Annotated in this window: 16 protein-coding genes; all 16 read right to left on the bottom strand. The window is 40.0% G+C overall.

The window, feature by feature from the left end:
- Positions 1–7: 7 nt before the first annotated feature.
- Positions 8–334 carry a nucleotide pyrophosphohydrolase gene (locus KBP46_RS22075; RefSeq protein ID WP_123872180.1) on the bottom strand — a complete coding sequence of 109 codons (327 nt, stop codon included), beginning with the start codon at positions 332–334 and terminating at the stop codon, positions 8–10.
- A gap of 222 nt (positions 335–556) precedes the next feature.
- Entirely contained in the window at positions 557–1,546 is a 990-nt protein-coding gene (locus KBP46_RS22080) for a Fic family protein (protein WP_367397887.1), read from the bottom strand.
- 115 nt (positions 1,547–1,661) lie between these two features.
- Positions 1,662–4,418: a hypothetical protein gene (locus KBP46_RS22085; protein ID WP_216444187.1), complete on the bottom strand. Its 2,757-nt coding sequence runs from the start codon at positions 4,416–4,418 to the stop codon at positions 1,662–1,664.
- Between the two features lie 41 nt (positions 4,419–4,459).
- Positions 4,460–5,488, bottom strand: coding sequence for a hypothetical protein (locus tag KBP46_RS22090; RefSeq protein ID WP_216444188.1), 1,029 nt, complete (start codon positions 5,486–5,488; stop codon positions 4,460–4,462).
- The gene (locus KBP46_RS22095) at positions 5,481–6,284 is read right to left on the bottom strand and encodes a molecular chaperone (RefSeq protein ID WP_062674702.1); all 804 of its coding nucleotides are present in this window, start codon (positions 6,282–6,284) and stop codon (positions 5,481–5,483) included. The genes KBP46_RS22090 and KBP46_RS22095 overlap by 8 nt, the downstream gene beginning before the upstream one ends.
- A gap of 75 nt (positions 6,285–6,359) precedes the next feature.
- On the bottom strand, positions 6,360–6,884 hold the full coding sequence (locus KBP46_RS22100; RefSeq protein ID WP_131797517.1) for a hypothetical protein: 525 nt from the start codon (positions 6,882–6,884) through the stop codon (positions 6,360–6,362).
- Positions 6,885–7,197: 313 nt separating this feature from the next.
- Positions 7,198–7,614 (bottom strand): hypothetical protein, encoded by a 417-nt coding sequence (locus tag KBP46_RS22105; RefSeq protein ID WP_216444189.1) that lies wholly within the window; start codon positions 7,612–7,614, stop codon positions 7,198–7,200.
- 46 nt (positions 7,615–7,660) lie between these two features.
- Positions 7,661–8,491, bottom strand: a complete 831-nt coding sequence (locus KBP46_RS22110) for an AraC family transcriptional regulator (protein WP_062674708.1) — start codon at positions 8,489–8,491, stop codon at positions 7,661–7,663.
- A gap of 207 nt (positions 8,492–8,698) precedes the next feature.
- Positions 8,699–9,247, bottom strand: coding sequence for a hypothetical protein (locus tag KBP46_RS22115; RefSeq protein WP_062674710.1), 549 nt, complete (start codon positions 9,245–9,247; stop codon positions 8,699–8,701).
- Positions 9,244–9,552 (bottom strand): hypothetical protein, encoded by a 309-nt coding sequence (locus tag KBP46_RS22120; RefSeq protein ID WP_216444190.1) that lies wholly within the window; start codon positions 9,550–9,552, stop codon positions 9,244–9,246. The genes KBP46_RS22115 and KBP46_RS22120 overlap by 4 nt, the downstream gene beginning before the upstream one ends.
- Before the next feature lie 71 nt (positions 9,553–9,623).
- Positions 9,624–10,496 (bottom strand): hypothetical protein, encoded by an 873-nt coding sequence (locus KBP46_RS22125; protein WP_216444191.1) that lies wholly within the window; start codon positions 10,494–10,496, stop codon positions 9,624–9,626.
- Positions 10,493–11,776: a condensation domain-containing protein gene (locus KBP46_RS22130; protein WP_216444192.1), complete on the bottom strand. Its 1,284-nt coding sequence runs from the start codon at positions 11,774–11,776 to the stop codon at positions 10,493–10,495. The genes KBP46_RS22125 and KBP46_RS22130 overlap by 4 nt, the downstream gene beginning before the upstream one ends.
- 3 nt (positions 11,777–11,779) lie before the next feature.
- Positions 11,780–14,182 carry a glycosyltransferase gene (locus tag KBP46_RS22135; protein ID WP_216444193.1) on the bottom strand — a complete coding sequence of 801 codons (2,403 nt, stop codon included), beginning with the start codon at positions 14,180–14,182 and terminating at the stop codon, positions 11,780–11,782.
- A complete protein-coding gene (locus tag KBP46_RS22140) occupies positions 14,175–14,957 on the bottom strand; it encodes an alpha/beta fold hydrolase (RefSeq protein ID WP_062674718.1) in 783 nt (260 codons plus the stop codon). Before KBP46_RS22140 ends, KBP46_RS22135 begins: the two co-directional genes overlap by 8 nt.
- Entirely contained in the window at positions 14,948–15,247 is a 300-nt protein-coding gene (locus KBP46_RS22145; RefSeq protein ID WP_034696900.1) for an acyl carrier protein, read from the bottom strand. Before KBP46_RS22145 ends, KBP46_RS22140 begins: the two co-directional genes overlap by 10 nt.
- Positions 15,235–19,488 carry a type I polyketide synthase gene (locus KBP46_RS22150; protein WP_216444194.1) on the bottom strand — a complete coding sequence of 1,418 codons (4,254 nt, stop codon included), beginning with the start codon at positions 19,486–19,488 and terminating at the stop codon, positions 15,235–15,237. The genes KBP46_RS22145 and KBP46_RS22150 overlap by 13 nt, the downstream gene beginning before the upstream one ends.
- Positions 19,489–19,503: the final 15 nt, after the last annotated feature.

Here is a 19,503-nt window from a genome sequence, read left to right on the forward strand (position 1 = left end):
TCTTGTACTACAAATCATCGTACTTATTTGATTTTCCTTTTGCTTTTTCTACAGGATATTTTTCGTTATTTCTCTGTAATTTCTTTAAAATAATGCTATTGATATCTATATTATTTTTATTTGCAAGGAGTAAACCATACATAAATACATCTGCTAATTCTTCTTCTAATTTATCTTGATCAAAATCTTCGTTTTCCTTCCATAAGAATATTTCTAACAGCTCAGAAGCTTCAATAGATAAAGCGACTGCTAAATCTTTTGAATTATGAAACTGTTCCCAGTCTCTGTCATCACGAAATTTTATAAGCTTTTCTATTGTACTTTTATCTATCATGGTATTATTTACTAAAGCGAATTTAATTCAACTTTAAAAATAGTAAAAACTTTGGCATAATTATGTTGAAAATATCAGTTTATTATGGAAATTTGGAATATAAATGTTGAAAATATTTTTTAAAACATGTATATGAAAATAAACTATGAATTTAAATCCAAAGCAATAGTCTTGGGCTATCTCCTTAATCTTCATATCACAAAAATAAAAGGAATTACATCATCATTCTTTAAACCAATATTCTGTCAACCTCTGTTCTCCGGATTTTAATAAAATACCCTGTTCCACAGCCCATTTCAGGTCTCTGCTTGCAGTGGGAGCGGAAATACTCCTGAAGTTCTGCATATAGTCTTTCCTGCTGAATGTATTTTGTTTTACTTTCTCCTTAAATAAGAAAATTCTGTCTTTCGTATACAATGTTTTATTTTGAGATTGTAAAAGTTCCTGTAGAGATTCGAGAATAATACCGAGCATATATTCTATAAAAGGGGTAGAATTTCCTTTTTTATCAGATTCTGATAAGGTATTGTAATATTCAGTCTGTTTTTGCTTGATGAGGGCTTCTACAGGCAGATATTCAAATACAGGATATTGCTGCATCAGAATTAAGGTCTGCCAGAGTCTGCCCATTCTTCCATTACCGTCTGTAAAAGGATGTATAAATTCAAACTCATAGTGGAAGACACAGCTTTTAATTAAAATAAGGTCTTTGTCTTTTTTCAGATAAGCAAAGAGGTCTTTCATCAATCCTTTTACCATGGCGCCTCCCGGTGCTATATGTTCTACTTTTGAACCTTTAATGATGCCTACATTAGTGGTTCTTAATTGACCAGGATGAGCAACCAGACCTTTCATCAGAATGGAATGCGCTTTTTCTAAGTCTTTCAGGTGATAAGGATTGAGTTGATTGATTTCTTCATAAACTTTTATCGCATTCTGAACCTCGAGAATATCTTTTTGGGGTGCAATGACTCTTTTATTTTCCAATAAAGCAGTTATCTGCTCTTCAGTAATGGTATTCCCTTCAATTTCCAATGAAGCCTGAATGGTTTTGATTCTGTTTTTCTTTCTTAATTCAGTGACAGGTTTATACAGATGGGAAGCATTGATTTCTCCTATTTTTTCAGAAATAGAAGCCACTAAGAATAAAATGGTGTCTGTAATGGAGTAGGGAGGTTTCATCTCTTTGATAATATCATATGATACTATCAAAGATAGAAAATTATATAAAAAGGGATTGATATTTTGAAACTATTTTCTTACTCAATAGATACTTTAGGCATATTTCTTAATAACGCAGGGGCGTAATGAGTTATATTTCATTGCTTTAATTCCCAAACTTCTTCACCCTAATCACCCTCTCCCTTACTTTAATCACAAAAGGCTCCAGTTGTACTATTTTCCCGGCTTCCACTTTGAAGGTATCAGTAGAGCGTTCGCAATAGGTGTTGGAAGGCAGAGAGTTTTTGTTCAGCTCAATCCTGTAGTTTCCGGAAGGTAGGAAGGAGGCAAATTCCCCGTTGTCATCGGTGATGATATGATGTACTAACTGTTCGTTGCGGTAAATATTGAAGAGAACACCACCGACTTTGGGCGTGAAATCTACTGCGGTTTTGGTGTCAAAATCATAGGTTATTTTTCCCTGGGTCGTTCCGTTTTGATGAAGAGGGATCTCAAAAGAGTAGTGGTGCTTGTCTACGGTAAATTCGGTTTCATCATAATACCAGCCTTGCTGGATCACCTGTTTCAGGACATACTTTCCATAAGGGATAGAACGGTAGCTGATAGAACCTGACGGATCGGTTTTAAATGAAATATTGTTGAGCATAATGAGATAGCCTGCTGCTTCTTTGTCGCCTTCATCATAGATATTGTTTTCGTTCAGGTCATAATAAACAAATGCTTTGATATCACCTTTTTTACCCGGATCAAGGGTGCTGTTTCTAAGGTTGACGGTCACACCGGCTTCCACGGTCAATAGATTATTGGTGAAACTTCCTGCAGTATAACTGAAGTAGGATGAGTTCAGGTACAGAGCATATTTTTCCCTTGAATACTTCAGGTTCATAAAGCCGGAAGGCGATTTTCCGTACAGAACATCATCCGTATAAGAAACCCCTGAGGTGACATTCAGCTGACGGTTGAAGAAATTTTTATTCACAAAAGCAGAAAGGGAAAGCTTTTCGTAGGGAGTGCTCCGGTTCATCATTTTTGAAAAAGCATATTCGGAAAGGAAATAACTTCCATGCTGATAGATCCCGTTCACGGTAAGCCATTTGTAGCTGTAGGTTCCGCTTACTTTCATCTGGAACTGCTGTTTATCGTTGTCCGGATATTGTGCCAATCCTGTTTCCATGCTTAAGATGGAGGAGTGTTGCTTATCAGGGCTCAGCCAGGTAAGGTATTCCGTAAAACGCTGGGCTTTCAGCTGTTTGGTATTCTCATAAGGTTGGGCATTGAAGAAATTATTATAAGAATTGGAGTTTTCTTCCTGGTACTGATAGCCAAGTCCCATCCCGAAATTCCCTTTTTTAGGGAAGTTGATTCCTGTATCCAGTCTTAGATTGCTCGAATTCAGGGTGTTGTCGTAAAAGTAGAACTTGGGTGAAAAATGGGAAGCCGTAATGTTGGCATACACATTATGGTCTTTGAAAATCATGGTAGAGAAATTCTGCTGAATCTGCAAAATTCCCCTTCTGTTTCCGGGATAATAATCTGTGCTGTAGAAATAATTTCCGTTCAGATTCACCTTTTTGATCATTCCGGAATATTGTGATTCCAAAGCTAAAGAAGGCTTGGAGGGCTGGTTATTTTCGTAGAAACTCAGTCCGCCATACACCTTGGTGTTGGTTCTCCAGTCTTTGCCGAAAGCATACTGAAGATCTGTTCCCGCTACATGATGTCTGGCTTTTTCATAAGGATCGTCCCTGAAAATATAGGTTCCTGAGATATTGCGGGAAGCGTTTTGCGCACCAAGAGTTCCCCGGGTATAAAATCCATAACCATATTTCAGAAAAGAATTTCTTTCGATCAGGCTGTAGGTCTGGTCTACGAAACCTGCTTCAATTTTTTTGTCTTTATCCGGAGAAGTGTAGGAATATTCCAGCCCTCTTCCAAACATGGAAAGTTCCAGTAATTTATTGATGTTTCCGATGGTGAATTCACTGTTTTCCCTGTGATAGGTCAGATAGGTATTGTTGACAATAGGATCATTCTGATTTTTCATGGTATAGATATTCCCCCGGATGAAAATATAGCCTGAAGGAAGGTTGAAACCTCCCGAACCTACCAATTGATACATGTCCAGGTTTTCTCCGGCATGCCTGTAACTTGCCGTGATGGTATTCCTGGTAAAGTTGGAAAAAGCGGTGGATTCCATATCCTCATAACGCTGTACCGAAGAAACATTTTGCACAGATACCGTAGTGTTGCCGAATATCTCTCTGTCCGGCTCTCTGAAACCTGCAATATTGACGGAAATCTGAGTGCTTCGGGATCTGATTCTGGAAGGCAGAAAACGGAACACAAAGACTGAATCTTTCTGCACCCCTATACTTCCTGTTTTCTCTATAAAAGCATTTCCCTGCTCAGCTTCAGGAATTTTAAAGACAACCGTTACATGCTGCTTTCTGTTCCCAAGATTAGAAACCCTTGCCCTCACTTCTACCGAATCGGTAGCCTTATTCACATAAATCAGAGGAGTTTCTGCCGTGATGCGCATGGCATTGTTTTCAGTAACGGTGTAAGGTATTTCTTTTTCCGCCATTGTTTTATTCTGCTGGTCAGAAAGACGAAAACCCAGACGGGATTCTCCCGAAACGGCATTATTACTGACTACAATTTTTACCGGAATGAAAAGATGTTCACCGGATTTCATTTCGACCTGAAGACTGTTGCCCGAAATATTTCTGAAACCTTGAGGAATGGTAATGTTTATTTTTCCTTTGAAATCATTTGTGCTTTGATTGTCAAGGACAATGATCAGATCCAGAATGCCTGTTTTATCTGTTCTGGATTCATTACGGATATCAAGACTTATCCCGGAACTGCTTTGCGCCGGAATCCATATCTGAAACGAAATCAAAAAAATGAAAAAGATTTTTTTGAACAGGTCTTGAAGCATGGTTATTGGGGGATAATCTCGTATTGAAGAGTGGTGGAATATTCTTCCGATTTGGCATTAATCAGTCTTTCATCATTGGCTTTGGTGGAATATCTGATATCGTAATATAAGCTTGAATTTCCGGTGGAGCCTCCAGTCGCAATAAGCTGGGGAGAAGCACTTAGCAGGATAGGATATACATTCCCATTGTTTCCTGAAACGGGGATGAGATTCATTTTTACGGTTCCTAAAGCAATGTAGTTTCCGGCTGGAGAGCTGAACTGCCCCTGAAGAGAACGTAATTTGATCTGGTAATTGGTATTGCTTTTTACAATCAGTCCATTGGAATAGGTGACACTTACTCCGTTGATATAATCCGGCATACTTTTGAATTCCAGTGATCCGTTGACTGCTTTTGCGGAAAATTGAAGCGACATTTCGGGTACATCGGTCGGAGTTCCGCTGAGCGTTCCGATGTGAATCTGGAAATTATGATCAGCCCTGCCGATAATATTGTTGTACTGGTCATACGCTGTAAACTGAACCGGAACATTAAATCGGGTCCAGGAAGGGTAGCTTCCAAGATAGGATCCTCCCATAACGGTCAGGCTGTATTTTACCTGCAGGTTATAATAGCCGTTGGGCTGTGGCGGCTGATTGTACAGTGCTGCATTGGACTGTGGAATTAAAAAGACTTCCTGGTTGGCCTGAAGAAAAGTATTTAACGGCATTCCGATCTGAGGAATGGTGGGCACAGGTCCCGGATAAGCCTGTCCTGAAGTGGAAACGGGCTGAAATGATATTTTGTTGGCAGGCATCGTATAATTTCCGTCCGTAGAAATGATAGGCTGCTTCAGTTTCATGGATATTTTCCAGTAAGGAATATTAAATGCGCCGTTACCGGCCAGCGTAAAGGTATAGGCATCAGGATTGGTATTTCCGCTGTAGGAATTAATCTGTAAGTAGCTGTTTATCCAGGAATTGTAATTCACCTGTGAGAAGCAGCTCAGGGAAATCAGCAGAAAGAAACAGAAGAGTTTTTTACTATTCATAGCTGAAACTTAATTCTCCCAATTCCAGATTGTTGTTGTCTCCATAATCAATCATTACAGAAGCGGTGTACTTTCCTTTTTCAAGGCTTGCCGGAAGAGGGATATTCATCTCTCTTTTGTTTCCGGGCATGGAATAAAAGATAACCGGATCCAGTGATACTTTTTTTCCGGTTTGGGTATTCACAAAGTCAGTGTAAATTTTTCCGTCGCCCCATATATCGCCCTGATTTTCAAAAAAGAGGTTGACTGTATTGGTTGTTTTTCCGTATACCAGATTCTGGATTTCAAGTTTTTTCGTTTTGGCGGCAGGCAGCTTGTGGAATAATTTGATTCCTGAGCGGATGCTTACCTTGATATTGGCGCCTTTATGATCCACATCATCTACCGGATTCATCTGGCTTACATATAAAACGGCCGTATGGGCAGCCAGTTGGTCTGAAAGTGCATTAGGAACCGTAATGGTAACCTCAATATCTTTTTTTTCTCCCGGAGCCAGCGTAAAGTAATTATCTTCTTTTTTGACCGAAACCCAACTTGCGCAGGACGTGGGAAGGGTATTGGCAGGATACGTTACATTCTCACCTTTGCCGTCATATTCCCAATCTCCTAAACTTACAGCCAGGTCCAGAGAATTTTTGGCACTTACATTTGTTACCGTTATTGTCTGGGTATTGCTGTTTCCGTTTCCCGACTCAAAGTACAGTCTTGGCGGTGAAACCGAAACTCCTGTTTGTGCATATCCGTGAAAAGATAATAGGAAAAGAAGACTGAAAAGGAGAAGAGAGAGTCTGCTCATGACGGAGATTAGTTTTTAAATGTTGATAAAGTGCTGTGGTAGGTACAACACTTTATCATTACAAAATGATATCTATTATTGAGAAATAATGGTATACGTAAGTTCAGTAGTATATACTGTTGGACCTTGTCCCGCGATATAGTTATCCAGGTAAGTATTATTTCCTGCACCTTTATATTCAATATTGATTTTTTTGTCTACACCTCCTGTAGAAGAAGTTAACAAAGTAGTTTCGCTAGATGATAAATGTACATTCTGAGCATATTGGGCACCGTTTACAGCGTCCGAGCCTGCGCTTGCAATAATCTGGATCGTGTTAGCCTGGATGTTTTTACCTCCCTGCTGTAGTACATCGTTACCACCTTTTACTTTTACCTGGAATCCTCCTGTGCTGTAAATGCTTAAGTGATCTGCGTTAAGAGAAGATACCCCGTTGGCATAGTCATCTTTGGTTTCGTAGTCTAGGTTAACGATTTTTTGAGCGTTGTTAACAACAAGAGTCTGAATAGGTTTAAGTCTCACGTTAAGGGTTACATTCTGTTGTGCTTGTAATGTTGTGAACCCCAGGATAGCAAAAGAAGCTAAGATCAAATTTTTCATAAGGTTAAGGATGTTTTTTGTATTATTTGTTTTTAAAATTGCGGATGCAAAGGTAAATACAAAGAACATCAGGACCTTTGTGAAAAGATACTTATTATTTGTGAATTTTTACGAAGAAACAGGCGCGCACTGATCAGTACTTTTTATGAATAATTACATAAAAAGTATCATTTAAATGCTGATAAAATCACCATAAAGTAAAAAGAATGCTTTATTAATCTTAAACATTAATTTTACTTAATATATAGGGAATGAATAAATTGCAAGATTGTTATTCAGTGCATAGTTATTTTTTCAGGCCTTGCTTTATTTTTTACTGAGAAATTAGAGTTAATATTAAAAAATTTTCGTCGTCACTTTTGTTAACGCTTAAATTTTCCATAGCATTTTCAATCTCATGTTGGATAGGATATTGCTCCTGAACCACTCCTTTAGAATGGTTAATAAGAGGATATTCTTCAAACTTTTCTCTGTTGCTTTCGGAATTACCGATTGTACTTCGATATTCATCATACTTTGCATTCAGCTGAAACCCTGTCGGACTTGAGATGGTTACAGACTGAACCTCCCGGAAGGAAGACCCGTTTCCATCGTCCGAAAATCCTGAGCCTATAGCAAGCATCTGTACCGGATAAAGCCTTACGTTAAGCCTTAAACCGTCTGCTGCCTGGGCAAATGATTTTGTAATAGCAAAATAGAACAAAATGAATATTATGTACTTTGCAAGCATATAACCTGTATTTTTCCCCAAAAGGTTACTTATGTAAATATACAAATTATTTCATTTCTGAGGGATTTTTTCCGGTATGTTTTTTAATAAAATTGGTAAAATTTCCTTCATTGCTGAAACCCAGATCATAAGATATTTCAGAGATCGTGGAATTTGAAAAATTCAGGGCTTTTCTGCATTCAGTAATGAGTTTTTCAATAATGATATGTTTGGCTGTTTTACCCAGTACATACTCTGTCATCTCAGTCAGTTTCCTTGAAGAGATATTAAGTTCTTCCGCATAATAAGCCACTTTCTTTGCCTTTTTGTAATCTCTTTGCAGCAGAATTTTGAACCGGTTGACATAGTACATATAGTCAAATTTGATGTCCTTTTTGATTTCTTCGGTGGGAATATGTAAAAGGGCATCCAGCATCAGTCTTTCTATGGCATTATGGGCAGCAGCTATATATAAGCTTTCGTCCTTTTTCCGGAAACTTTCCATACGTTCCAGGAATATCACCCTCATCTGTTCCACATTGAAGAATGGAGCGATGAATATTTCAGAATTATAATTATAAAAAAGCTGCGAATTGATAAAAAGGCTGTCTTTGGTTGATCTTTCATAAAAACTGGATGAAAAAGCAATGGAATAAACATCCGATCTTTTGGTTTCCCCAAAAACGATTTTCTTTTGGGGGCCAACAAAGGCAATATTTCCCCCTTTTAGCGGGTAGGGAACATTGTCTATCGTTAACTGGATATCTTCCAGAATGATATAAATACAAAAATATTCTAAGGTGTTGAATTCTCTTTTGTTGTTATTTCTGTTGATAAGATAATCTAAACGATTGATACTGAATCCTATATTCTTTAACTGATCCGTTATTCTGTACATACATTGTTAGTCATTCTGTCCAAGAAAAATTCTTGCAAATTTTTCATATAAATATAAAAATTTACCAAATATCTGGTTTTAAAGAAAAAAATTAAGTCAGTCTGTACGTAAAAATACCCGGTGACCTTATGATCATCCGGGTATCGTTATCCTTTTTTTTATTTTAATTAAATGATATACAGTGGTATAGCTGTTTTTGTCCGAAAATCAAGGGTTTGTCTCTGCAGATACTGATGTCACTTTGCACATCCATCTTCTCAACCTCCAAACCGGCAGATATACAAAAATCACTGACAGAATTCCTGCCAATGTTCCCACCACGACTGCCATTGCTGTTGCATCCAGTTTATAATCTTTTGAGAAATTATACTGTCCTATAAAGAGTAAGGATAATACCAATAGTCCTGTAATCAAACCATGTACAATGCTAAGCCTGGTCATAAGTTTTTTAATATTCAACTGTTCATCTACCGTAAACTCTATGGCTTCCTGGCTGGCGGCATCCGTTACTCTTTTGATGATATCAATGGTAAGCACCACCGGAAGAAAAATGGCCATTGGCAGGGTAAGACGGGCCAGGTTTTGGGTCCCGGAGAAAAAATGCGTGTAGCCTAATTCCTTGAAACTGGCATAGGCAATAATGAAATTAAAAAATACATTCGGAAGGACATAGTAAATTGTACGCTTAATGAGAAAGCGTTTGAGGGTGGTTTTCTTTATTGGTTTGGGCTTCGGAGGCTTTATTTTAAATTTCATAGAGAGGTGGTCAAAAGCTCAATGGCTTTATCTTTTATCAGATGAGCTTCCTCTTTGGGAAGAAAATTTTCATTGGACATGAAAGTGAAGTCCATCTGTTGGTTGTATGTACTGGTGACTAACGTATTAGAATTCAGCCATGGGAAAGCCACGGTAGGACTAAAAACTGTTTCCAGATTGAAATTTTTATAATCATTCGGGATATTGATCTTTCCCATATTGGATAAGGTTATATCATGCCCGCCTTCGCTGGACTTCAGCATGTTGATCATACGTTCCACAACAGGATGCATATGTTCACCCATCCAAAGGAGTTCACGGGCTTCCAGCTTGTTGATTTTCTCAATAAGATCCTTTTTGATCTCTTTGGCATTACTCAGAACATCCTGGCTGCCTTTTTTAAGGAAAGTTCTACCGTTGGGGCAAAAGCAAACAAATGATCATCTTTAATTTCCGGGATAAAATGACGTACATCTACAGGACTGATTACCTTACCTTTGGCGCGTTCTCCCTGAACATCACGAAACGCCTGCATCACCGAAGAACAAAGTAAAGCATGCACAGAAATTCCGTTGGCTTTACATTTTTCAGTGATCATTTTGGTGTCCTTTGGAGTCATTTTCCAATGAATGGCGTAGTTTTTTCCCTGATTTCTCTTTTTACTTTTCTTCTGTATGGAAAAGAATATTTTAGCAAACAGAAGGTAAAGACCGGCTTTATATTTTTTTATTCCGATGTTAAAGTCCGAAGGCAGGAAGTCATCAACAGATTCAAAAGCAACATAAGGAATTAACGGACCATAAGGATTGTCCAGTAAGCTTAGAAGTTCACGTAGTAAAGTGACACCGGTGGTCCCATCGGATATACAGTGAGGCATAATCCAAAGGATTTCGGAAGTACTCTGTCCTTTTACCCATACTACTTCGGCAAGTGGTTTTTTGGGAGTTTCAAAAAGTTTAAACCATCCTTTTTCAGATTCTTTAAACCAATCTTCGTCTGTTTTACGCTCCACAATACAAAGGGGAATAGGTTCAATATCTCTTTGTCCCATAAAAAAAGGATAGCGCCCTTTGTTATGATCAATATTGGTTCTCAGAATAGGATGCTTCTGCTGGATTCTTATTAAAGCCGTTTTAAAATTTTCTTCAGGAATTTCTCCCTTGATTCTTGCTGTATAAATACAATTTAAAGGTGTTTCCGGATCTACATACATGATCCTTTCCACCATCATTAAAGGTCTTTTGATCATGATACTGCAGTTTGTTTTATTTGTGATTGAATTGTTCTGATAACTTCATCACGGATGGCTACTACTTCAGTATGAGGTATATAACCTTCGCTTCCCATGATTGAAAAATCCATCCTTCCACGGTAAGTAGAAACCACCAGAGTTGTGGTGTTTCCGAGCGGACCAATGACTGACGGACTGAAGATGGTCTCTACTGTAAACTCTTTATACTCATGAGGAATCTGAAGTGGTCCCAGATTAGAAAACATACAGTCGTTGGAAGATTTTCCGTTCTTTAAAAGCCTTGTGAAACTTTTCAGTGCATCATGTCCGGACTCCATCACCATCATGGTGATATAAGGATCCAGTTTTGAGGCTTTTTGTTCTACAGATTTCTGCATGGTACGGAGATTCTCTGTGAAGCTTAGCTTTTCATCCAAGGAGATCACAATCATCAGCCCGAAAGCGAAGATATGATCTGCTTTAATCTGTTTGGCAAAACGTCGGATGTCTACCGGGCAGGAAACTTTATTGAAAGATTTTTTACCTCTTACTTTTTTAAATGAATGTAACAATGCAACACTCAAAAATGTATTGACAGTAACTTCCTGCGATTTGCAATAAGCGATCACTTGCTGACTTGTTTCCTCATCCAGTTTTCCATGGATCAGATAGTCATTCTGTCTTTCAACAGGTTTTTTGTTTACCGGAAGCCATTTGATGGCAGTAGCAGCCAGTCTTCCGATAAATCTGGCTTTCAGTTTCTGTCTTCTGCTGTTCAGAATAGGGGAAGGAACCACATCCTGAATTCCCATTATGGGATTTTCTATCCCGATATCGGCAGACGGATTGTCCAGAACGATAAGAAATTCTTTTAAAAAGGCCATTGCGGAACCACCATCGCAAAGACAATGGTGGAACGCAAACAGCATGTCAGAAACGTCTTCCCCTTTGATCCAGATAAACCGGATCAGGGGAAATTTTTCGTAATTAAAAGTGGTGTTCCATTCTCTCCTGGATTCCTCCTGCCATTGATCTTCACTCTGTCTGGTGACGATTCTTACAGGAATAGAAACAGGTTTTTCAGGAACATTAAACCATGGAATATTTTTTTCATCATGGCTGATCAATGCTCTCAGCCATGGGTGTTTATTTTGGATTCGTGCCAGAGCCTGCTGGATATCTTTTAAAGTAAAGGTACCTCTCAGTCTGAACGGAATAACTGCGTTAAAGGGTTCTGAACCGTCTCCCAATAACATACGTTCTCCAAATAGCAATCTTCTTTTAATAGGTTGATTCATAGGCTACACTGAAGCTAATATTGAATGTTCGTGTACGAAATTTTCTAATAGTTCTACGGCTTTATCATTTCCTCCGGCAAGCGTGAATGTATTGCGGACTTCCTGAGCAGCGGTTCTGTATTTTGGATTTTCCAATAATTCAAAAACAGTTTCACGAAGGGCATCTACACGAAGTCTTTTGTATCGGATGCTGATTCCGCAGCCTGCCTGCTCAATCAGTTTGGCAATATGGAAGTGGTCATATGCAATGGGAGTGATCAACATCGGTAAACCGTTACGGAAAGTATCGTTTACGGTATTGAAACCACCGTGGCAGATCACCATATCCATTTGCTGCATCACTGCAGATTGAGGGACGAAGCTGTTCACAATAAAGTTGTCCGGCCATTCTTCAAAAATTTCCGGTGGAGTAGCGGCAATTACCGTTACCGGCTGGTCTTTGAATGCAGCAATGATTTTTTCGAAGAAAGCTTTTCTGATATCTACCAACAGTGTTCCCAATGACACAAATATCTTTGGAGTGGTGGATGCATTCAGTTTATCCCAGTCAAACGGAGCATCGTTCGGACGTCCTTTTACCGGGCCTACAAATTTCATATGAGGCGGAACGGTTTCAAAACCAGCGAAAGCCTGAGAGGTAAATACCATATTCAGTTTATGAGAATGGATATAAATTCCCTCCTCATGAATTCCTACTTCTTTTTGAAGGTCTTTGATCAGTTTTTGCTGCCATTCCCAGATTTTAGGGGCACTTTTTTCCGTGTCTCCCATCACATCCGGAGGAACAGGTGTTGTCGTTACACAAGGAATATGATGTTTATGAGCGAAAAGAGCCCCTCCGAAAGTGATACAGTCGTTCACGATCACATCCGGCATCCAGCTTTCTGTCAGTCTCGTTAATCCCGGCATCATCATTTTAGCGAAAGGAACATAGGTTTCTTCCAGTGCCAGTTTCATTACTTCAGGTCCGGAGCATGCAGGTCCGTCATCCTGCCTTTTCAAGATACGGGCGATTTCCTCCTGATACGGAACAAGATCTTCTTCAGGGTAGAAATAAGAACCTCCTTCAGGAATATGTTTACTGTCTAAAGGGGTTATCCCGAACCATTTTACTTCATGTCCGCGCGCAATCAGACTTGCTCCTACACTCAGAGTCGGGCTCACATGTCCGAAAAACGGAGGAACTACAAATAAAAATTTAGACGGTTTTTCAGGTTTTGAAGCCTTTGATATCGCTTGTTCCAATAAGTTAGCTGCTGTAGCTGCTCCTCCTGCTTCCACAAAAGAGTGACCTACTTTCTGAGCTGCTTCACGGTAGCTTGGAGTATTTAAAATCTGTTGTACCGCTTCTCTCAGGTGATTGGCTTTAAATCGGTTAAAATTCAGGCGCTCACCCGCTTCTGTACGCACCACACGTCCTGCAACATGCGACTGATCATACGCAATCGGAATCACGACCAAAGGAATACCGTTGGATAATGTTTCAGAAACGGTATTATGGCCGCCATGGCAAACTACGCCGTCAAGATGAGGCAGCAGATCCAGTTGCGGAACTTGTTGATACACCATAAAGTTATCCGGCCACTGCTCAAAAAGCTGTGGATCAGAAACGACTACAACGGTTAAATCTTCATCTTTAAAAGCATCAATTACCTTTTGGAAAAATGCCTTTTTATGATCGTGATCGAAGGTAGTTCCGATACTTACCAAGATCTTTTTATTGTCTTTGCTTTTTAATCTCTCCCAGTCGAATTCACATGAAACACGTCTTTCCGTAAGAACCGGACCTGTGAACTGGTATTGAGACGGCAGATCCTCCATTTCCCCAAAGAAATAACCGGAAGTCAAAACCAGGGTCAGAAGGTTTGAAGTTGCCAGAGAGCGTTCTTCCCGGAAACCGAGTTCTTTCTGGAGATCAATGATTTGATTCACTTCCCATTCGTGTACTTTTGGAAGCTCATTCATAATTTTGATGGCTGCCGGAGCGGTAACAGAAGTGGCATAAGGAATACCAAGAGTTTTGGCTGCAACCGGAGCTGCAAATAACTGATGATCCCCGATAATCAAATCGGGCTGCTCTATTTTTAATAAAGCAACAATACCATTATAGCAATGTCTGTTCAGCGGGATAAGAACCTCTTCATACAGGAACTTAACGCTGTCTATACCATACACTACTTTTTTGGAGATAATATCTAGATATTGTTCACTTTCTTTTTTTTCTTCGTCGGTCTGATCGTACTGGATCAGTAATAATTTTCCTCCTTCGGGAAGTTTGGCCTCTAAAGTAGGGTCAAGGCTGATCCAGGCTACTTCATGTCCTCTTTCCAGAAGCGTAGCACCGATGCTTAAGGTAGGGTTGACATGTCCTGTCAATGGTGGAACTATAAATGCAAATTTAGCCATGGTTTTGTGTTAGGATTTTAGATAAAAATTGAGCAATCGTTTCAGCGATAAGCTGAGGTTCCTGGATAGGAATATTGTGATCACCCGGGATTAATTCAAGTTCAGACTGGCTGATTTGAGACTGAAGCCACTCACCGGTAGGCCTGCAGTTGGAATCAGCGCCGTAAAGCAATAGCGCAGGAGCTGTTAATTCATTAAAACGGGCTTCACCAAGGAAATGTTTTTCCTTAATCATATCTGCTTTAATGCTGGTCTGATTAAACAAAAATTCATACATACGGTGGTTCTTCTCCATTTGTCTTTTGCCCATCTGTACTTTGGTGGTGTCTGTAAAGTTGGCCACGTAATGCTCAAGAAACTCTTTGCTGTATTCATCAATGATGTTACGGGCTTTTTCGTCCTGAGGATCCGGTGCTTCCATTACTACAAGCTGATTCACGCGGTCCGGGTATTCTAAAGCTGTTTTTAAAGCGATAAGGCCTCCGAAACTATAGCCGACAAGGTGTACTTTTTCCAGTTGAAGGTGATCTATTAAACCTATTAAATCGGATGACATATTGTCAAGGTCGTACCCATCCAGAAAGCGTTCACTCATACCGTGGCTTTTCAGATCGTACATCACCACATGGAAATGTTTTGCCAGAATTGGGGCAATATTAAAATAATAAATGGACAGGTTACTGAACATACCGTGGATGAGTACCACGGTTTGTTCGGCTCCTTTGTTGAGTTCCTGTATATGAACTTGTCTGTTATTGACAGTGATTATTGGCATTCGTAGATATAATTGATGATCATACTAAGGTCAAGATTAATAAGCTGGTCAAGATCCATAGATGATAACCAACCTGTAAAGTCGATCTGATCGCCAAAATGCGCCTTGATCTTTTCAGAGAAAGAGACAATCTCGATGCTGTCCATCTCAAGATCTCTGGTGAATGAACTTTCAGGAGTAATGTCCATCTCTTCTACAAATTCAGCACCTATCACTTCAGTAATAAAACCTTTTAATAAAGTAAAAAGTTCTTCGTGGTTCATTTTTAATGTTGCGTTTACAGTGTCCATCCGATAATATAATTTTTATGTTTAATAGTTTTGATTTCAATGTTGTTGATCCACAAGTGATCATCTTTTATTTCTTCGACTTCGAAGGCTTTAGGATTCCCTTTCAGTCCTGTTCCCAGAAACTTTCCGTAAGCTTCCTTGGCGACCCAGAAACGGGTGGTCCACTCCGCCTGATCTCGGTCTTTTAATAAGGTTAATTCTTTGTCGGTAAATACCATGTCATAGAATCCTGAACTGCGTTCTTCCATCAGTTCCATATCAATTCCTACAGATTTTCCATATCTCGCGATCCCAACAGCTTCTTTTCCTTTATGAGCCAGAGAAATATGGATGTTATCTGTAAAATCACTGATAAGGTAAGGTTTCCCCACTTCATCGGAACGGATTTCAAACGTAATCGGGAAGCAGGCATGATTTTTTTCTTTGCGAAGAAGATTTCTTACGGCATCTTTCACCGCTACACGGCTTACCATCCAGTTTTTCTTTTTGTTAGGTAATAGCTGCTGGTGATACTGTTTTTCCGTTTGGTTGAAATATCTTTTCAGGATAAAATCCCATGAAGCGACTCTGGTATAGGCCTGATGGAAGAAAAATACTTCAGGAGCAATCTCTTCTGAAAGTCTGTTGTGCAGTGGTGACATGGAAACATTCCATAAAGCGGCATCAATTTCCAGTCTTCTGTTTTGCCAGCCGGTAATGGCGCACCATACTTTTCCGTCTCTTTTCAGGATGATATCGGCGATGGCAAATTCATCATTAAGCTCGGTTAGCATACAGGTGCATTCAAAAATACCTTCCTGATCATGCATATCTCCGAAGAATTCAATATCTCTGATTTTTACAGGGAATGCAATACGGTCTTTCACCAAAGTAAGCTGCAGCCAAAGTCCGAACAGCTGTCCTGCATTGTCAAGCAATGAGCCTTTACCTCCGTTTCCTTTTATCTTCCCGATGATTCCTTTATCTCCTACGGCAGAAACTTCTGTAATTCCCTGATATTGGTCTCCATGGAACATGTGCATGTCGTAGATTTCTTCAGGGGTTCTTTCGATAGGTAAAAGATTACCGATGGAAAGATTGAAGTCAGGTGTTGGAACAGGAGCAGATTTTAAGACTACTTCTGCGTTGGCAAAGTTTTCAATGTCAAGATAGGCATGATTCGGTGAACGCCATTCTCCTTTTACGGTTTTTTCGAAAGGTTTGGCCACGTTCATCCATTGGAATACACTTACATTCATGATTTTATGAACCAATGTTCCCGGGATTTCTGCTTCTGCAATTTCTGCAAGCTGTTCAAAGATCATCGTCATCGGGATTACCGGTTCCATATCTGCTACATGAGCCCATCCTTTAGGCTGTCTCAATAAGCTGTGATCGATCAGGTAAGGATGACTTTCCAGCGTTACATATAAATCTTTTGTAAAATTTGTACTTCTTACGGGTTTTGGAGCAGCCTGAACTACAGGTGCAGGTCTTTGGATGGTGATTTCCGGACGGTTCTGGAATAAAGTCAATACTTCTTCCTGCATTCGGATCATATCCGCAACGTTGTCCTGAAATGCCTGTACCAGCGGGTGACCGCTTTTTGTGGCAATAGCCGAAGCTGTTGCTGTATATTGTTTTGGCGTGTCAAAAGACTGAGCCAACGCTTTCACTTCTTTAAAATTACGGATAATAGGAGAACCTAATTCCAGCTTAATGCCTTTTCCTGAAGCTTTTTTCGAATGATTCTGAATCTCCAGAAAGTCAAGAGCAATCGTTTTTCCTTCTACAAATAAAGAAGCCACTACACGCTGTAACTGAGCTAATGCAGAACGGGTTGGAACGCTGGAAGCAATGGTACTGAAAGCTTTTCCCTTCAAAGTATCATCAATAAATCCAATCAGACCGCCAGTTCCGACCTGAATGAAGACTCTTGCGCCTTCTTCGTATAATTTATCGGTCAGCTCACGAAAACGGACAGGCTGAACCAAATGTTCTGCACTCAGTTTTCTGATCGCTGCCTGATCTGCAGGATAAGGTTCTAAAGTGGTGGCAGACCACAATGGGATTTTCGTCTGCTGGAACTGTGCTTTTTCCATTCCCGCAAGGATCACATCCAATTTATCAGCGATAAAAGGAGAGTGGAATCCAGACTGGAACGGCAATACCTGATGGAAGATCTGTTTTGCTTTTAACAAGGGAACCAACTCATCCAGAGCAGTATTGCTTCCGCAAAGAATCACCTGATTTGGGCAGTTGTCATTGGAAACATAGAGGTTTGAAATTTCTGAAATAAAAGGTTTTATCACCTCAATTCCGGCTCCTATGGCAATGAACTTGGAATCTTTTAGTTCAAAAGTTTCAGGATTCAGTACATCAATTAAGGCTTTTACAGAATTGGCTTCTGCTAATTCCGAAGAGTAACCGGCCAGCCATTCTCCTAAGCTGTGTCCTGCATTCATATCCGGAATAATTCCCAGTTTTTTAAGTGAATTATCAAGGATACTGCAGTTGTTGAAAATGTTTAAAGCATCGGTTAGAAGCCCTTCACCTTCTGTTTCGATAGGTGCTGATAATCCGAAATAACGGCTTACCGTTTCTACCTCACCTTTTGCCAGACCATCTAATCCAGGGAATACAAAGGCTACTTTACCGCCATCTTTTAATAATGGGGTAGAAGTGTACCAGATATCCTGTTTGTTTTTCCAGATGATATTTTTGGAAACAATTTTTATGGCTTTTTCTATTCTGGCAGGAGTTGGATCGAATATCGCAACTCTGAAATCTCCTTCGCCGATAGTTGTTTCATTATTTTGTAATGCAGATAGCAGTTCTTCATGAGTCGGTCTGGCCAAGATCAATACCTGATCTTTTTTAGGCATATCATACCCTTCCAAAACAACGTGTGCATTGATTCCTCCGAATCCGAAAGCATTCACCGCAGCTACTTTTGGTAGTCCTGTTTTTGACCAGTTTCTGGCTTCCTGTACCGGTTCAAACCTTGTATTCTGCATCTCCGAAGTCGGATTTTCGCAATATAGGGTTGGTGGTAAAGTATCGTGATGTAAGGCAAGACAGGTTTTAATTAATCCAGCAATTCCGGCAGCTGGCATGGCATGTCCGATATTGGATTTCACAGATCCGATACCCGCGGCTGGAGCTGATTCTTCTTTTCCGAAGAATTGGGCTAAGGTCTGAAGTTCTGTTTTATCTCCAAGCGGTGTTCCTGTGCCGTGAGCCTCAAGATATCCCACTTTATTTTTATCTAAATCAGCATTGATCCATGCCTGTTCCAACGCCTTCAGCTGACCTTTTACGGACGGGCTCATTACGCTGGTTCCGGTACCATCACTGCTTACGCCAACGCCTTTAATAACCGCATAGATCTTATCCTGATCGCGAACGGCATCTTCCAGTCTTTTTAACACTACGAAACCACAACCTTCTCCGATTAATAGACCATCAGCATCCATACTGAAAGGTTTGATCTGCTGCTGACGTGACATCGCTCCCAGCTGGGCAAAAATACTCCAGAAGGCAGCATTCTGTCCTGTGTGTACACCTCCTGCGATCATGATATCGGAACGGCCTCTCTGAAGTTCCTGCACTGCATGGTCTACAGCAATTAAAGCAGAGGCACAAGCGGCATCTACAGTGAATGCAGCGCCTCCCAGATTGAAACGGTTGGCGACAAGTGAAGCAACAAGATTGGGAATTAATCCCATCGCAGTATCTGCTGCAAAACGGCCCTTGCGTTCCTGAAAAGCATGTTTTACTTTTTCAATATCAGAGGAAGAAACGTGAGGTAAGAGCTCTTGTAATAATGAAGAAATCTGTTCTCCGGTTCTTACAATTTCGATAGCTCGGGTCGCACCTGGGCCTGTGTAGTTTCCTTTACCAATGATGATTCCCGTTTTTTCAAGGGAAATGTTTTTCTGAAATATACCTGCATCTTCCAGTGCTTTCTGTACCAGATCAAGGGTAAGCAGATGATCAGGTTCCGTTCCTTCAACGGCTAATGGCAAAATACCAAATGCGGTAGGATCGAAAGTATAATCAGGGATAAACCCTCCACGCTGACAGTAAAAACGGTCAACGGGACTTGTGGCATCACTGAAATGAACCGGATCTATCCGATCCGCCGGAGCGAGTTCGGTAGAATCAACTTTATTGACAATATTCTGCCAGAAAGTGTTGGCATCCTGAGCCCCGGGAAAGACACAGGATAAACCAATTACAGCAACATCTGTTTTTTTCATACTTTGTTTATACAG

Source organism: Chryseobacterium sp. PCH239, assembly GCF_018924625.1.
GTDB classification, from domain to species: Bacteria; Bacteroidota; Bacteroidia; order Flavobacteriales; family Weeksellaceae; genus Chryseobacterium; species Chryseobacterium cucumeris.

Coding starts and splice junctions, on each gene's coding strand:
- KBP46_RS22090 (WP_216444188.1), bottom strand. CDS start 5,488: ATGAATAGTAAAAAACTCTTCTGTTTCTTTCTGCTGATTTCCCTGAGC.
- KBP46_RS22140 (WP_062674718.1), bottom strand. CDS start 14,957: ATGCCAATAATCACTGTCAATAACAGACAAGTTCATATACAGGAACTC.
- KBP46_RS22105 (WP_216444189.1), bottom strand. CDS start 7,614: ATGCTTGCAAAGTACATAATATTCATTTTGTTCTATTTTGCTATTACA.
- KBP46_RS22110 (WP_062674708.1), bottom strand. CDS start 8,491: ATGTACAGAATAACGGATCAGTTAAAGAATATAGGATTCAGTATCAAT.
- KBP46_RS22095 (WP_062674702.1), bottom strand. CDS start 6,284: ATGAGCAGACTCTCTCTTCTCCTTTTCAGTCTTCTTTTCCTATTATCT.
- KBP46_RS22115 (WP_062674710.1), bottom strand. CDS start 9,247: ATGAAATTTAAAATAAAGCCTCCGAAGCCCAAACCAATAAAGAAAACC.
- KBP46_RS22100 (WP_131797517.1), bottom strand. CDS start 6,884: ATGAAAAATTTGATCTTAGCTTCTTTTGCTATCCTGGGGTTCACAACA.
- KBP46_RS22135 (WP_216444193.1), bottom strand. CDS start 14,182: ATGGCTAAATTTGCATTTATAGTTCCACCATTGACAGGACATGTCAAC.
- KBP46_RS22125 (WP_216444191.1), bottom strand. CDS start 10,496: ATGATCAAAAGACCTTTAATGATGGTGGAAAGGATCATGTATGTAGAT.
- KBP46_RS22120 (WP_216444190.1), bottom strand. CDS start 9,552: ATGGGTGAACATATGCATCCTGTTGTGGAACGTATGATCAACATGCTG.
- KBP46_RS22150 (WP_216444194.1), bottom strand. CDS start 19,488: ATGAAAAAAACAGATGTTGCTGTAATTGGTTTATCCTGTGTCTTTCCC.
- KBP46_RS22075 (WP_123872180.1), bottom strand. CDS start 334: ATGATAGATAAAAGTACAATAGAAAAGCTTATAAAATTTCGTGATGAC.
- KBP46_RS22145 (WP_034696900.1), bottom strand. CDS start 15,247: ATGGACACTGTAAACGCAACATTAAAAATGAACCACGAAGAACTTTTT.
- KBP46_RS22130 (WP_216444192.1), bottom strand. CDS start 11,776: ATGAATCAACCTATTAAAAGAAGATTGCTATTTGGAGAACGTATGTTA.